Consider the following 13,662-nt stretch of genomic DNA (forward strand, 5'->3'; position numbering starts at 1 on the left):
CGCAATGGGCGGCTATCCCTTGGCAGAACGCGGCGCGCTGCGCCGCATATGCGGGAGGATGCATGGCATGGAGATGAACCTCGGGATGCGGGACGAGACCCGCGCGCTGCTGGGTCGGGTGCGCGCCATGGTGCGCGACGAGATCATGCCGCTGGAGGCGGAGTACGCCGCCGAGATCGGCAAGGGGGATCGCTGGCAGTATACCGCGCGGCAGGCGGAGATCCTCGAAGGGTTGAAGGCCAAGGCCAAGGCGCGCGGGCTGTGGAACTTCTGGCTGACGGGCAGCGACAAGGGCCATGGGCTGAGCACGGTGGAGTATGCCTATTTCGCCGAAGAGATGGGCCGCACGCCGATGGGGGCGGAGGTGTTCAACTGCAACGCACCCGATACCGGCAATATGGAGGTGTTCGAGCGCTATGGCACCGACGAGATGAAGGCGCGCTGGCTGGCGCCGCTGCTGGAGGGGGAGATCCGGTCGGCTTACCTCATGACCGAGCCGGATGTCGCCAGTTCGGATGCCACCAATATCGCGATGTCCTGTGTGCGGGACGGCGATGGCTATGTCCTCAATGGCGAGAAATGGTGGGCGACGGGGGCGGGTGATCCGCGCTGTGCGGTCTACATCGTCATGGTGCGCAGCGGCGATGACAGCGCGCCGAGGCATCAGCGCCATTCGATGATCGTGGTGCCCGCCGACAGCCCCGGTATCGAAAAGCTGCGCCCGATGCAGGTTTATGGCCATGACGACGCGCCGCACGGGCATATGCATTTCCGCTTCACGAATGTCCGCGTGCCGGCGGAGAACCTGTTGCTGGGTGAGGGGCGCGGCTTCGAGATCGCGCAGGGGCGGCTTGGGCCGGGGCGCATCCATCATTGCATGCGCGCGATCGGGCAGGCGGAGGCGGCACTTGAATTGATGTGCCGCCGGTCGCTGGCGCGCGAGGCCTTCGGCAAGCCGCTGGCGCAGCTTGGGGCGAATTACGACATCATCGCGGAGTGCCGTATGGAGATCGAACAGGCGCGGTTGCTGTGCCTAAAGGCGGCGTGGATGATGGATCAGGGCGATGCGCGGGCGGCGGCGCCCTGGATCCACCAGATCAAGGTTGTCGCCCCGCGCATGGCGCTCAAGGTGGTGGACGAGGCGGTGCAGATGTTCGGCGCACAAGGCATCAGTCAGGATGTGCCGCTGTCCACGATGTGGACGCATCTGCGCACCCTGCGTCTGGCGGATGGCCCGGATGCGGTGCATCGGCGACAGGTGGCAAGGGCCGAACTGCGCGCCTACACGCAGGAAAAGGTCTGAGCCGTTGGGGGCGCTTGTCAGCCCTTGACGGGCTGACGCGCTGGGCGGCGTGTCATTCGGCGGGCTGGAAGCCTTCGATCAGTTGGCGCAGGCCAAGGGCCGCGCCTGCGACGATCGCAAGGAACGTGACCGGCGCCGAGTAGGCCAGAACGGAAAACGCCGACAGGCCCTGACCCACGGTGCAGCCCATGGCCAGCACCGCGCCCGCGCCCATGATCGCGGCCCCGGTCATCTGGCGGCGCAATTCGCGCGGGTCCTCGCAGGCCTCCCACCGGAAATGGCCCTTGATGAGCGAGCCGATGAAGGCGCCCGTGGCCACGCCCGCCACAGAGCCTACGGCAAAGGACGGCGCCCGGGCCGAAGCGGTCATGAAGTAGAGCAGCGTTTCACCCACGGGGGCCGAGAAGCTGTGCGAGACAACGGGCATGGCCGTGAAGCCGGTGGTCGCCACCCAATAGCTGCCAGCCCATCCGCCGGTGATCGCCAGCCCCACGATACAGGCCCAGAAGATCGATTTCGGCGCGCTGATGAGGTCTCGGGACGACAGGGCGCCAAGCGTGATGAGCGCACCGATGGCGATGCCGAGCGGTGCGAGCGGCAGGCCCGTCTGAGAGGAGAGCAGATGCACCAGCCCGGGAGGCAGCCCGGTTACATCCTGTTGCATGAAGGCCCAGTTGCGCAGATAGGCCAGCGGCCCATGCAGCACCACATAGGCCGATATGCCCATCACCACGACGATCACGAAGGCCCGGAAATCGCCACCGCCAAGCCGGGCGATGCAGCCATAGCCGCAATTGCCAGCCAGAGCCATGCCGTAGCCGAACATCAGCCCGCCGAGGATCGAGGCGAGCGGCATCCACTGGATCGAGAGATAGAACGAGCGTTCGGTCTCCATCATTCCCGCGCCCGAAAGCGCGAAGGTGCCCATGACCGCGACACCTATGGCAAGGATCCACATCCTCATGCGCAGCGATGAGCCGCCATATAGCATGTCCTCGATCGCTCCCATCGTGCAGAACCGCCCGAGTCGCGCGGCAAGGCCGAGCAGGATACCCGAGGCAAGCCCGAACAGGGCCACAAGCGTGTTGTCACCTAGAAATTGATACATGGCGCGTTCCTCCCGATGCGGAAGCGTGCCTTCCCGTCAAGGCCGCGCGGACCCCGCATCCTGAGCACAGAATAACTCATAGACGAGTTCAAGTACACGGCGAGGACGCTCGTCGGCGAGACGGTAATAGATCGCCTTGCCGTCGCGCCGAGGCACCACCAGCCCTTCGAGGCGCAGGCGGGACAGCTGCTGCGATACGGCGGCCTGACGCGCCGACAGCAGGTCTTCGAGTTCGGTCACCGATTTTTCGCCTGTCACCAGATGGCACAGGATCATGAGCCGGCCTTCGTGACTGATTGCTTTGAGGAAGTTGGAGGCGTTGGTCGCATTCTCGACCATGCGATCCATTTCAGCTTCGCTGAGGGAGTTGTCAAACACCGGAAGAGCCATCGTTCGGAGTTCCATTCTCTTTAACGGGCAACCAGCCCTGCGCGCTCGGCGTTATTTAGTTCGTTTTCACCGGGTCTGCAAAATCGGTATTTTGACGCAGCATCATGTCGAGCAGGCCCCAGAAGAAATCCTCTCCGGGATGGCCTTCGATGCGGGCCAGTTCCTGCCCGTTTTCGACAAGAATGAATGTCGGGGTGAAGTTGACGGGGCGGGCGAATGTCACGTCCGGGGGCGGCGCGTCGGCGCGTGACACCATACGCAGCGGCGCATAGGCGCCTTCGGGTGTTTTGGGATAGATCGGACCGATGGTCTTTTTCCATTCGGTGCAATGATAGCACCCGGCTTGCTCCACCATCACCAGCTCGATCGTCTGCGCTGCGGCTGCCTGCACAAGCCATAGGCAGGCAAGAATATAGGCTAAGAGGCGAGCGATCATTGTGAACACCGATTGACGTTGTATGCATATACAACTTAATTTGAATATGTCATTTCAACAAGAGGCTTCGCGGATGCTTGATATTTCCTATGCAGGCGCAGCACTTGCGGGGCTTTTGTCTTTCTTCACGCCATGTATCCTGCCGATGGTGCCGTTTTACCTGTGCTACATGGCGGGGCTGTCGATGACCGAATTGCGCGGCGATGGCGCGATTGCTCCGGGTGCGCAGAAACGGCTGGTGATCTCGGCGGTGATGTTCGCACTGGGCGTGACGACGATTTTCGTACTGCTGGGAATGGGGGCCACGGCGCTCGGGCAGGCTTTTGCGCAGTGGCGTGATCCGCTGAGCTATGTAGCGGCGGGGATTCTGGCGCTCTTCGGGCTGCATTTTCTGGGGGTGGTGCGGATACCGCTCTTGTATCGCGAAGCGCGCATGGAAAGCAGCGCCGAGCCGACGACGGTGATCGGTGCCTATGTCATGGGGCTGGCCTTCGGGTTCGGCTGGACACCCTGCGTGGGGCCGGCGCTGGCTGCGATCCTGATGGTGGCGAGCGGTATGGGAAGCCTGACGGAAGGGGCGGCGCTTCTGATGGTCTACGGGCTGGCGATGACCGCGCCTTTCGTGGTCGCGGCGTTTTTCGCGCGGCCGTTTCTGGCCTGGATCCAGAGCAAGCGGAAATACATGGCCTATGTGGAAAAGGTGATGGGCGCCATGCTGATCGTGTTCGCGATCCTGATCGCCACCAACGCCGTGAACATCATTGCAAATTTCATGATCGAGTGGTTCCCGAGTTTTCAGTCACTGGGCTGACGGGACCGATACGCAACCAAGGGAGGACGGAATGAAACACTACGCACTGGCGCTGGTCTTGGCGCTGAGCGGTCTGGCAGCGCCGGCATCGGCTGCCGAAGTGGGCGATGACGGGCTGCACAAGGCCGCGTGGATGCGCGATACCTTCCTCTATTTGCGGGACGATCTGGAGGAGGTAACCGCCGAGGGCAAGCGCATGGCGGTGATGATCGAGCAGCGGGGCTGCATCTATTGCAAGAAGATGCACGAGGAGGTGTATCCGGGTCCTGAAATCTCGGACTACGTTTCAGAGAATTACGTGGTGGTGCAGCTCAATCTGCATGGTGACCGCGAAGTGACCGATTTCGACGGAGAATCGCTGTCGGAAAAAGACATGCTTCGCAAATGGGGGATCCTGTTCACGCCGACCGTGATTTTCCTGCCCGAAGAGGTGCCCGAGGGGGCTTCGGCCAAGGATGCGGCGGTGGCGATCATGCCGGGAGCGTTCCAGAAGGGCACCACGCTCGATATGTACACCTGGGTCAACGAAAAGCGCTATGCGTTCGAAAACGAAGAAGATTTTCAGCGTTACCACGCCCGCCGCATTCAGGAACGGGCCTCGGGGCAGAACTGAGCGCAATGGTTGGCGCGGGCATGGCTTGGAGGCTAAAAATTCACAATTGTGAATTTGTTGTTGCGTGATGGGCGGGTGGTGGCCTATTGTATACCGAGCTATCCAACCGAAGAATATGATAGCCATGGGAGGAGACATGAAGCTTTCAACTACACTTTTGACCCTGAGCGTATTGGCCGCGGGGTCGGCGCTGGCTGAACCGGTTGCACCGAGTGATGTCCAGTTCGACGACTACGGAGCGGTGGCAGAATCGCTGACAGGTCAGACGGGCGACCCTGCCAAGGGCGCCGAGGTGCTGAGCAAGCGTTCGCTTGGCAACTGCGTGGCCTGCCATCAGGTGTCGGCGCTGCCGGATGTCCCCTTCCAGGGCAATATCGGTCCGATGCTCGATGGTGTCGGCGACCGCTGGAACGAGGCCGAACTGCGCGGCATCGTGAGCGACGCCAAGAAGACCTATCCCGGCACGATGATGCCGTCCTACTACCGGGTTGATGATTTCATTCGTGTGGGCAACGCCTACACGGGCAAAGCGGCGGAAGGCGCGCTGGATCCGTTGCTGACGGCCCAGCAGATCGAAGATGTGGTCGCGTTCCTTGTGACCCTCAAGGACTAGTGACCTTTTATCCAAGGAGATGAATATGGATTTCACACGACGCGAAACCCTGGTCATCGGTGGCGCAACGGCGGTTGCCGTCGCCCTTCCGATGCAGGCCATGGCCTCGGCCGTGGATGACGCAATCAATGCATTCACCGGCGGCGCGGCCGTTGGCGATTCCGGCGTCACACTGGATGCGCCCGAGATTGCGGAAAACGGCAACACCGTGCCGATCGAAGTCAGCGCCGAAGGTGCTACGGCGATCATGGTCCTGGCAGCGGGCAACCCCACGCCCGGCGTGGCGACGTTCAATTTCGGCCCTCTGGCCGGATCGCAGACGGCCAAGACGCGCATTCGTCTGGCCGGCACGCAGGACGTGATCGCCGTGGCGAAGATGGCTGATGGCAGCTTTGCCAAGTCGCAGAAGAACGTGAAAGTCACCATCGGCGGCTGCGGCGGCTGAGCGAACTCGAGAAGGAGACAGACAGATGGCAGAAGGTGTACGCCCCCGCGTGAAGGCTCCGAAATCGGCGTCGGCTGGTGAGGTTGTGGTTCTCAAGACCCTGATCAGCCACAAGATGGAATCGGGCCAGCGCAAGGACAGCGACGGCAACCCCATTCCGCGCTCGATCATCAATCGTTTCACCTGCGAATTCGGCGGTGAGATGGTGGTCGACGTCACGATGGAGCCGGCGATCTCGACCAACCCCTATTTCGAGTTCGAGGCCACCGTCCCGCAAGCCGGTGAATTCGTCTTCACTTGGTATGACGATGACGGCTCGGTCTATGAAGACAAGCAGGCGGTTTCCGTCGCCTGATTGACCAAGAAAATGATGGGCGTCCTGCCATGTCCCGATATGGGGCTGGCAGGGCCGCTCAAGGGAGGAAACGCATGAATTTCAAGTCAATGACAGCAGTGGCGGCTCTGATGCTGACCCTGCCGGGCGTCAGCCTCGCGGATCCGGATGATGACACGCTGATCATCAATGGTGAAACCGAGCTTGTGACCAAGGCACCGCTGCCCGCGCATATGGAAGATGCCAATATGGACCAGATCATGTCTGGCTGGCATTTCCGTTCGGACGAAACCCAAGCCCTGGAAATGGACGATTTCGACAATCCGGGCATGATCTTCGTCGATGCCGGGTTGGAGCAGTGGAACACCGTCGAAGGCACCGAGGGCAATTCCTGCGCCACGTGCCACGAAGATCCGTCGAGCCTGAAGGGTGTGCGGGCCGTTTATCCCAAGTGGGACGAGAAGGCCGGCGAAGTGCAGACCCTCGCCATGCAGATCAACGATTGCCGCGAGGCCAATATGGGCGCCGAGCCCTACAAGTATGACAGTGGTCCCATGGTGAACATGGAAGCGCTGATCACACTTCAGTCGCGCGGCATGCCCGTCAATGTGGCGATTGACGGTCCGGCGGCCGACGCTTGGGCCAAGGGTAAGGAAATGTACTATACCCGTTATGGACAGCTGGAACTCAGCTGCGCCAATTGCCACGAAGACAACTACGGCAACATGATCCGCGCCGACCACCTGAGCCAAGGGCAGATCAACGGGTTTCCGACCTATCGTCTGAAAAACGCCAAGCTGAATACCGTGCATGGCCGTTTCAAGGGCTGCATCCGCGATACGCGCGCGCATACGTTCAACCCAGGCAGCGAGGAATTCGTCGCACTGGAACTGTATGTGGCCAGCCGCGGCAACGGCCTGTCGGTCGAGGGACCCTCGGTCCGCAACTGATGTGATCCGGGCCGGGGCGGCGTGATCGCCCCGGTCAAAAAGCTGCCTGCATGACATTGAAATTCCTGGCGTTTCGGCCAGAGCCGCTGCCGGATCGCCGGAGCGGAACAGTAGAACTACAACCACTCGGAGACGCAAATGATCTCTCGTCGCGATTTTCTTCAGGTCAGCATGGCGGCCTCGGCGCTTTATGGTGCAAGCGGGTTCGGCAACTGGGCGAAGCTTGCTGCGCAACAGGCGCTTACACAGGATCAGCTTCTGGAATTCGACACGTTCGGCAATGTCAGCCTGATCCATGTCACCGACATTCACGCACAGCTGAAGCCGATCTATTTCCGCGAGCCGGAGATCAATATCGGGGTAGGGCCGAACAAGGGCGAGGTGCCGCATGTGACCGGCGCCGAGTTCCGCAAGCTCTATGGGATCGATGATGGCAGCCCCAGCCATTACGCGTTGACCTATAATGATTTCTCTGCGCTGGCCAAGGAATACGGCCGGGTCGGTGGGCTTGATCGGGTGGCCACGGTGGTCAAGGCGATCCGCGCTGCGCGCCCCGATGCGCTGCTTCTGGATGGTGGCGATACGTGGCATGGCTCGTATACCTGCTATCACACCAACGGGCAGGACATGGTCAATGTGATGAACGCGCTCAAGCCTGACGCGATGACCTTCCATTGGGAATTCACACTTGGTCAGGACCGGGTGCGCGAGTTGGTCGAGGGGCTGCCCTTCGATGCGCTTGGCCAGAATATTTTCGACGCCACATGGGACGAGCCCGCGCAGGAGTTCAAACCCTATGAATTCTACGAACGTGGCGGCGTGAAGATCGCGGTGATCGGTCAGGCCTTCCCCTATATGCCGATTGCCAATCCGGGCTGGATGTTCCCGGATTACAGCTTTGGTATCCGCGACGAGCACATGCAGCAGATGGTCGACGAGGTCCGCGCAGAGGGTGCCGAACTGGTTGTCTGCCTGAGCCATAACGGTTTTGACGTGGACAAGAAGATGGCCGGCGTCGTCAGCGGGATTGACGTGATCCTGTCGGGTCATACGCATGACGCGTTGCCCGAGCCGGTTCTGGTGGGCGACACGATCATCATCGCATCGGGATCGAATGGCAAATTCGTCAGCCGCGTGGATCTGGATGTGCGCGACGGGCAGATGATGGGCTTCCGCCACAAGCTGATCCCGATCTTCAGCGACGTGATCGAGCCGGATGCCGAAATGGCCGCCTTGATCGACGAACAGCGCGCGCCCTATCAGGCCGATCTAGACGAGGTGATCGGCCAGACCGATACGCTGCTCTATCGTCGTGGCAATTTCAACGGCTCGTGGGATGATCTGATCTGCGAGGCGCTGCTCAGCGAGCGCGATGCCGAGATCGCCATGAGCCCCGGCGTGCGGTGGGGCCCGAGCCTGATCCCCGGCGACAATATCACCCGGGAAGATATCTGGAACGTCACCTCGATGACTTATGGCAAAGCCTATCGCAGCGAGATGACGGGCGAATTCATCAAGGTGATCCTGGAAGATGTGGGCGACAACATCTTCAACCCGGACCCGTATTACCAGCAGGGCGGCGACATGGTTCGGATCGGCGGCATGGGCTATTCGATCGACGTGTCCAAACCGCAAGGTGAGCGGATTTCCGACATGACCCTGCTGAGCACCGGAGAGCCGATTGATCCCGCGCGCAGCTATGTGGTCGCCGGATGGGCCAGCGTGAACGAGGCCACCGAAGGCCCGCAGATCTGGGATGTGGTTGAAAGCCATATCCGCAAGAAGGGCACCGTGTCGCTGGAGCCCAACACGAGCGTGAAGGTGAGCGGCGTCTGAGCGCGCCGCGACCTTTTGACAGATATCCTGTATTCATCACATTCACGTAGATGAATATGATGTTGGAAGAGGAGGCTTAGGACAGATGACAGCCGACAACGACAAGAAGGGCGCCTCGCGCCGCGCGTTCCTGAAGGGCGCGGTTGCCGCCGGAAGTGCGGTCGCCGGGGCCGGCATGGCCCGCGCCGCCGAGCCGGACCCGCTGATTACCGAAGTTCAGGAATGGGCCAGCGGCTTGGGTGAGGGCGTCGACGCCACGCCTTACGGCCTGCCGATCCAATTCGAGAGCGATGTGGTGCGCCGCAACGTGGAATGGCTGACGGCGGACACGATCAGCTCGATCAACTTCACGCCGATCCATGCGCTGGATGGCACGATCACCCCGCAGGGCTGCGCCTTCGAGCGGCACCATTCGGGCGCGATCGAGCTGAAGAAGGAAGATTACCGGCTGATGATCAACGGGCTTGTCGATAAGCCGATGATCTTCACCTATGCCGATCTGGAACGCTTCCCGCGCGAAAACCACGTGTATTTCTGCGAATGTGCCGCCAATACCGGCATGGAATGGGCCGGCGCGCAGCTTAATGGTGCGCAGTTCACCCATGGCATGATCCACAACATGGAATATTCCGGGGTGTCGCTGCGCACGCTGCTGACCGAAGCGGGCATGGAAACCACCGGTGATCTGTCGGACAAGTGGGTGTATGTTGAGGGTGCGGACGCATCGTCGAACGGTCGCTCGATCCCGATGGACAAGGCGCTGGACGATGTTCTGGTGGCATTCAAGGCCAATGGCGAGGCGCTGCGCAAGGAACACGGCTATCCCGTGCGTCTGGTCGTGCCGGGCTGGGAAGGCAATATGTGGGTCAAGTGGCTGCGCCGGATCGAGGTCATGGATGGCCCCGTGGAAAGCCGCGAAGAGACAAGCAAATATACCGACACGCTGGCCGATGGCACGAGCCGCAAGTGGACTTGGGTGATGGACGCCAAATCGGTGGTCACCAGCCCTAGCCCGCAATCGCCGATCACCCATGGCCCCGGCCCGCTGGTCATCACCGGCCTCGCTTGGTCGGGTCACGGTGCGATCACCCGCGTGGATGTGTCCACCGATGGCGGCAAGAACTGGACGCAGGCGCGTCTGGCCGCCGAGGGCCAGACCAAGGCGCTGTCGCGCTTCTATCTTGAGATCGATTGGGACGGCAGCGAAATGCTGTTGCAGTCGCGCGCCCATGACGAGACCGGGTATGTCCAGCCCACCAAGGACCAGCTGCGCGAAATTCGCGGCGAGAACTCGATCTATCACAACAACTGCATCCAGACATGGTGGGTGAAGGAAAACGGGGAGGCAGAGAATGTCGAAGTCTCTTAAGCTTTACGGTGTCATGGCGGTGAGTTCCGCTGCGATGCTGACGGCGGCTTATAATTTCGCCGACCGCAACGTCACACCGATGCCGGATGTCGCAAGGGTCATGCCTGCGGATGCGGGCTCTCCTGACATGATGTTCATCGCCGCCGCACGCGCCGAAGCCGCTGCCGACGCCAAGCGCATCGGTGTGGGCCGCGAGGCGCTGCCCGAGGAAATCGCCGCATGGAACGTCGATGTGCGCCCCGATGGCACCGGGCTTCCGCCCGGATCGGGATCGGTGGCCGAGGGTGAAGAGGCGTTCATCGCTTATTGCGCCGTCTGCCACGGGGATTTCGCCGAAGGTGTGGGCAACTGGCCCAAGCTTGCGGGTGGTGACGGCACGCTGGCCGACAAGGATCCGGTCAAGACGGTGGGGTCCTACTGGCCTTACCTGTCGACGGCATGGGATTACGTGCATCGCTCGATGCCGTTTGGCGCGGCGCAGACGCTGACGGTCGATGAGACCTATGCGATCACCGCATATATCCTGTATTCCAACTTCCTTGTGGATGATGACTTCGTTCTGTCGAACGACAACTTCCTCGAGGTCGAGATGCCCAATGCCGACGGGTTCATCGTCGATGACCGTGCCGAAACCGAGTATCCGCTCTTCAGTGAAGCGGCCTGCATGGAAAACTGCAAGGAGAGCGTGGAAATCACCATGCGCGCTGCGGTTCTGGACGTGACGCCCGAGGACGATGGCGCGGCTGCGGCCGAAGAGGCGATGAAAGAGACCAACGCCGATACCGCCGCCGATGAAAAGATCGAGCAAGTGGCGTCCACATCCACCGAAACGCCGGCTGCCGAAGCACCTGCGGCGGATCAGGCGGCGTTGGACATGGCGCTGGTCGAGAAAGGGGAAAACGTCTTCAAGAAATGCGCGGCCTGCCATCAGGTCGGAGACGGTGCCACGAACCGCGTGGGGCCCCATCTGAACGGTATCGTGGGTCAGCAGATGGGTGCGGTCGACGGGTTCCGCTACTCCAAGACATTGGAGGGCATGGGCGCTGACGGCATGGTCTGGAACGCTGAAACGCTGGCGGAATTCCTCGCCGATCCAAGGGGATATGTGAAGGGGACAAAGATGTCCTTCAACGGCCTGCGGAGCGACGAAGACATAGCTGCGGTGGTGGAATACCTCAAGTCCTACTCGCAATGATATAAAATCGACAGGGCCGGCGTTTCGCCGGCCCTGTTTGCTTTGCCTTGGAGGGGCAAGCTGTTTTACAGTGCAGGTGATCCTTTGGGAGGAGGACTCAGTATGACAACGCACCCCGCGTTCATGATGTGGCGGCGCCGGATCCGTGGAAGCCGGATGATCACTTCATTCCGCTTGTCCTGTCCACCGCGCGACCATGTAGGGACAAGGAGCACTCGCGCATGACCGCGAGGATCGTGGTGTGGCTGGGCTTGGCCATGATCGCCGCCGGTGCGGCGCAGGCCGATGAGATCGGCGATGCGGAGCGCGGCAAGGACTTGTTCAGCATGTGTTCGGGCTGTCACGAGGTGGGCCGGGGCGCTGAAAACGGCATCGGGCCGCATCTCAACGGTATTTTCGGGCGCAAGGCCGGCGGGGTCGAGGGGGAGTACCGTTACTCAAATGGTCTGCAACGGGCCGGGGCAGACGGGCTGGAATGGCATCTGGACACGCTGGATGCCTATCTGGAAAACCCCAAGGCGCTGGTCAGCGGCACCAGAATGAGCTTTCGCGGCATGAAGAAGCCACAGGACAGGGCGGATGTTCTGGCCTATCTGCGGCTTTATTCCGACAACCCGCAGAACATCCCCGAGGCCGACCCCACGGCATTGGCCCCGGAGGTCGAGTTGCCGCCCGAGGTGTTGGCGCTGGCGGGTGATCCGGAATACGGCGAATACCTGTCGAGCGAATGCAAGACCTGCCATCAGTCCGATGGCAATGATGATGGCATCCCCTCGATCACCAACTGGCCTGAAGAGGATTTCGTGGTCGCCATGCATGCCTACAAGCGCAAGCTCAGGCCGCATCCGGTGATGCAGATGATGGCGGGGCGCCTGAGCGATGAGGAGATCGCGGCGCTCGCGGCCTATTTCGCGGATATACAGTAGACCGGAACAGCCGGTCGTTACCAGGGAGGAGATCAAGATGACACTCAACAGACGGGCCTTTATCGGCACCGGTGCTGCGGCTGCGGCACTGCTCTCGGCGCCCATGCTGGGCGCGCAGGGCAAGCCACGCGTGGTCGTGGTGGGCGGTGGCGCCGGCGGCGCCACGGCGGCGCGCTATATCGCCAAGGACAGCGATGGCGCGATCGACGTCACGCTGGTCGAGCCGACGCGCGCCTATTACACCTGCTTTTTCTCGAACCTCTATATCGGCGGTTTCCGGGATCTGAGTTCGATCGGCCACAGCTATGGCACGCTGGCCACGGATTACGGGATCAATGTGGTGCATGACTGGGCCGTGGGGATCGACCGCGATGCCAAGACCGTGTCGCTGGCAGGCGGCGCCGTGCTGCCTTATGACCGGCTGATCCTGAGCCCGGGCATCGATTTCGTAGATGATGCCGTGCCGGGCTGGAGCGTGGCGCAGCAGAACAAGATGCCCCATGCCTACAAGGCTGGCAGCCAGACCGAATTGCTGAAAGCGCAGATCGAGGCGATGCCAGAAGGCGGGCTTTTTGCCATGGTGGCCCCGCCCAACCCGTTCCGCTGCCCGCCGGGACCGTATGAACGGGTCAGCATGGTTGCGCATCTGCTCAAGCAGATCAATCCGACCGCCAAGATCCTTGTCGTCGACCCCAAAGAGAAATTCTCGAAGATGGCGCTGTTCCAGGAAGGCTGGCAGAAGCACTACGGCGGCATGATTGACTGGATCGGGCCGGATTTCGGTGGCGCAAATGTCAGCGTGAATCCCGACGAGATGACCGTCGATATCGATGGTGCGGTGGAAAAGGTGGATGTCTGCAATGTGATCCCGGCCCAGAAAGCCGGTCGCATCTGTGACATGGCCCAGATCACCGAAGGCAATTGGGCGCCAATCGTGCCGTCCACGATGCAAAGCCGCATGGACGAGAATATCCACGTTCTGGGCGACGCCACCAATCAGGGCGACATGCCGAAATCCGGCTACTCGGCCAATAGCCAGGCCAAGGTTGCGGCGATGGCGGTGCGCGGGGCATTGACCGGCTCGAAAGTCTTCCCGGCCAAGTTCTCCAACACCTGCTGGAGTCTGATCGACACGGATGACGGCGTGAAAGTCGGCGCGTCTTATGAGGCGACGGACGAGAAGATCGCCAAGGTCGATGGTTTCATCAGCGACACGGGCGAGGATGCGGCCCTGCGCAAGGCGACCTATGAAGAAAGCATCGGCTGGTATGCCGGGATCACCGAAGACATGTTCGGCTGAGCCAAAGGGGCGCTTGACCTGAAGACTGCCGCT

15 protein-coding genes are annotated in these 13,662 nt (G+C 61.4%); 12 read left to right on the forward strand and 3 right to left on the reverse strand.

What is annotated here, in order from left to right; genetic code table 11:
* Window positions 1–67 precede the first annotated feature (67 nt).
* On the forward strand, window positions 68–1,303 hold the full coding sequence (locus RAZWK3B_RS19465; RefSeq protein WP_037296305.1) for an acyl-CoA dehydrogenase family protein: 1,236 nt from the start codon (window positions 68–70) through the stop codon (window positions 1,301–1,303).
* 52 nt (window positions 1,304–1,355) lie between these two features.
* On the opposite strand, the gene RAZWK3B_RS19470 is transcribed toward RAZWK3B_RS19465, so the two are convergent.
* Genes RAZWK3B_RS19470 through RAZWK3B_RS19480 form a run of 3 tightly spaced genes read right to left on the reverse strand, consistent with a single transcriptional unit; the run spans window position 1,356 to window position 3,237 of the window.
* Window positions 1,356–2,411, reverse strand: a complete 1,056-nt coding sequence (locus RAZWK3B_RS19470) for a YeeE/YedE family protein (protein ID WP_007818243.1) — start codon at window positions 2,409–2,411, stop codon at window positions 1,356–1,358.
* A gap of 36 nt (window positions 2,412–2,447) precedes the next feature.
* Window positions 2,448–2,801, reverse strand: a complete 354-nt coding sequence (locus RAZWK3B_RS19475; protein WP_007818245.1) for an ArsR/SmtB family transcription factor — start codon at window positions 2,799–2,801, stop codon at window positions 2,448–2,450.
* A 55-nt stretch (window positions 2,802–2,856) separates the two neighbouring features.
* Window positions 2,857–3,237, reverse strand: a complete 381-nt coding sequence (locus RAZWK3B_RS19480; protein WP_007818247.1) for a hypothetical protein — start codon at window positions 3,235–3,237, stop codon at window positions 2,857–2,859.
* A 73-nt stretch (window positions 3,238–3,310) separates the two neighbouring features.
* Here RAZWK3B_RS19480 and RAZWK3B_RS19485 point away from each other — a divergent pair, with 73 nt between their 5' ends.
* The 11 genes from RAZWK3B_RS19485 (at window position 3,311) to RAZWK3B_RS19535 (ending at window position 13,629) form a co-directional block, all read left to right on the forward strand.
* The gene (locus tag RAZWK3B_RS19485; protein WP_007818249.1) at window positions 3,311–4,048 is read left to right on the forward strand and encodes a cytochrome c biogenesis CcdA family protein; all 738 of its coding nucleotides are present in this window, start codon (window positions 3,311–3,313) and stop codon (window positions 4,046–4,048) included.
* Window positions 4,049–4,079: 31 nt separating this feature from the next.
* Window positions 4,080–4,661: a thioredoxin family protein gene (locus tag RAZWK3B_RS19490; protein ID WP_007818251.1), complete on the forward strand. Its 582-nt coding sequence runs from the start codon at window positions 4,080–4,082 to the stop codon at window positions 4,659–4,661.
* Window positions 4,662–4,797: 136 nt separating this feature from the next.
* Complete coding sequence (gene soxX, locus RAZWK3B_RS19495) at window positions 4,798–5,274, forward strand: sulfur oxidation c-type cytochrome SoxX (protein ID WP_007818252.1); 477 nt, start codon at window positions 4,798–4,800, stop codon at window positions 5,272–5,274.
* 25 nt (window positions 5,275–5,299) lie between these two features.
* Window positions 5,300–5,719, forward strand: coding sequence for a thiosulfate oxidation carrier protein SoxY (gene soxY, locus RAZWK3B_RS19500; protein WP_007818253.1), 420 nt, complete (start codon window positions 5,300–5,302; stop codon window positions 5,717–5,719).
* 25 nt (window positions 5,720–5,744) lie between these two features.
* The gene (gene soxZ / locus RAZWK3B_RS19505) at window positions 5,745–6,074 is read left to right on the forward strand and encodes a thiosulfate oxidation carrier complex protein SoxZ (RefSeq protein ID WP_007818254.1); all 330 of its coding nucleotides are present in this window, start codon (window positions 5,745–5,747) and stop codon (window positions 6,072–6,074) included.
* A gap of 74 nt (window positions 6,075–6,148) precedes the next feature.
* Complete coding sequence (soxA, locus tag RAZWK3B_RS19510) at window positions 6,149–7,003, forward strand: sulfur oxidation c-type cytochrome SoxA (RefSeq protein WP_007818255.1); 855 nt, start codon at window positions 6,149–6,151, stop codon at window positions 7,001–7,003.
* 138 nt (window positions 7,004–7,141) lie between these two features.
* Complete coding sequence (gene soxB, locus RAZWK3B_RS19515) at window positions 7,142–8,839, forward strand: thiosulfohydrolase SoxB (RefSeq protein WP_007818256.1); 1,698 nt, start codon at window positions 7,142–7,144, stop codon at window positions 8,837–8,839.
* Between the two features lie 85 nt (window positions 8,840–8,924).
* Complete coding sequence (soxC, locus tag RAZWK3B_RS19520) at window positions 8,925–10,208, forward strand: sulfite dehydrogenase (RefSeq protein ID WP_007818257.1); 1,284 nt, start codon at window positions 8,925–8,927, stop codon at window positions 10,206–10,208.
* Window positions 10,192–11,403, forward strand: coding sequence for a c-type cytochrome (locus RAZWK3B_RS19525; RefSeq protein ID WP_007818259.1), 1,212 nt, complete (start codon window positions 10,192–10,194; stop codon window positions 11,401–11,403). The genes soxC and RAZWK3B_RS19525 overlap by 17 nt, the downstream gene beginning before the upstream one ends.
* Window positions 11,404–11,624: 221 nt before the next feature.
* Complete coding sequence (locus RAZWK3B_RS19530; protein ID WP_007818261.1) at window positions 11,625–12,329, forward strand: c-type cytochrome; 705 nt, start codon at window positions 11,625–11,627, stop codon at window positions 12,327–12,329.
* Between the two features lie 37 nt (window positions 12,330–12,366).
* Window positions 12,367–13,629: an NAD(P)/FAD-dependent oxidoreductase gene (locus RAZWK3B_RS19535; protein WP_007818263.1), complete on the forward strand. Its 1,263-nt coding sequence runs from the start codon at window positions 12,367–12,369 to the stop codon at window positions 13,627–13,629.
* Window positions 13,630–13,662 lie beyond the last annotated feature (33 nt).

It is taken from the genome of Roseobacter sp. AzwK-3b (assembly GCF_000170875.1).
Taxonomy (GTDB): domain Bacteria; phylum Pseudomonadota; class Alphaproteobacteria; order Rhodobacterales; family Rhodobacteraceae; genus Roseovarius; species Roseovarius litoreus.

Excerpts from the sequence above, each read along its gene's own strand:
- RAZWK3B_RS19465 (WP_037296305.1), top strand. The coding sequence starts at position 68 with ATGGAGATGAACCTCGGGATGCGGGACGAGACCCGCGCGCTGCTGGGT.
- RAZWK3B_RS19470 (WP_007818243.1), bottom strand. The coding sequence starts at position 2,411 with ATGTATCAATTTCTAGGTGACAACACGCTTGTGGCCCTGTTCGGGCTT.
- RAZWK3B_RS19475 (WP_007818245.1), bottom strand. The coding sequence starts at position 2,801 with ATGGCTCTTCCGGTGTTTGACAACTCCCTCAGCGAAGCTGAAATGGAT.
- RAZWK3B_RS19480 (WP_007818247.1), bottom strand. The coding sequence starts at position 3,237 with ATGATCGCTCGCCTCTTAGCCTATATTCTTGCCTGCCTATGGCTTGTG.
- RAZWK3B_RS19485 (WP_007818249.1), top strand. The coding sequence starts at position 3,311 with ATGCTTGATATTTCCTATGCAGGCGCAGCACTTGCGGGGCTTTTGTCT.
- RAZWK3B_RS19490 (WP_007818251.1), top strand. The coding sequence starts at position 4,080 with ATGAAACACTACGCACTGGCGCTGGTCTTGGCGCTGAGCGGTCTGGCA.
- soxX (WP_007818252.1), top strand. The coding sequence starts at position 4,798 with ATGAAGCTTTCAACTACACTTTTGACCCTGAGCGTATTGGCCGCGGGG.
- soxY (WP_007818253.1), top strand. The coding sequence starts at position 5,300 with ATGGATTTCACACGACGCGAAACCCTGGTCATCGGTGGCGCAACGGCG.
- soxZ (WP_007818254.1), top strand. The coding sequence starts at position 5,745 with ATGGCAGAAGGTGTACGCCCCCGCGTGAAGGCTCCGAAATCGGCGTCG.
- soxA (WP_007818255.1), top strand. The coding sequence starts at position 6,149 with ATGAATTTCAAGTCAATGACAGCAGTGGCGGCTCTGATGCTGACCCTG.
- soxB (WP_007818256.1), top strand. The coding sequence starts at position 7,142 with ATGATCTCTCGTCGCGATTTTCTTCAGGTCAGCATGGCGGCCTCGGCG.
- soxC (WP_007818257.1), top strand. The coding sequence starts at position 8,925 with ATGACAGCCGACAACGACAAGAAGGGCGCCTCGCGCCGCGCGTTCCTG.
- RAZWK3B_RS19525 (WP_007818259.1), top strand. The coding sequence starts at position 10,192 with ATGTCGAAGTCTCTTAAGCTTTACGGTGTCATGGCGGTGAGTTCCGCT.
- RAZWK3B_RS19530 (WP_007818261.1), top strand. The coding sequence starts at position 11,625 with ATGACCGCGAGGATCGTGGTGTGGCTGGGCTTGGCCATGATCGCCGCC.
- RAZWK3B_RS19535 (WP_007818263.1), top strand. The coding sequence starts at position 12,367 with ATGACACTCAACAGACGGGCCTTTATCGGCACCGGTGCTGCGGCTGCG.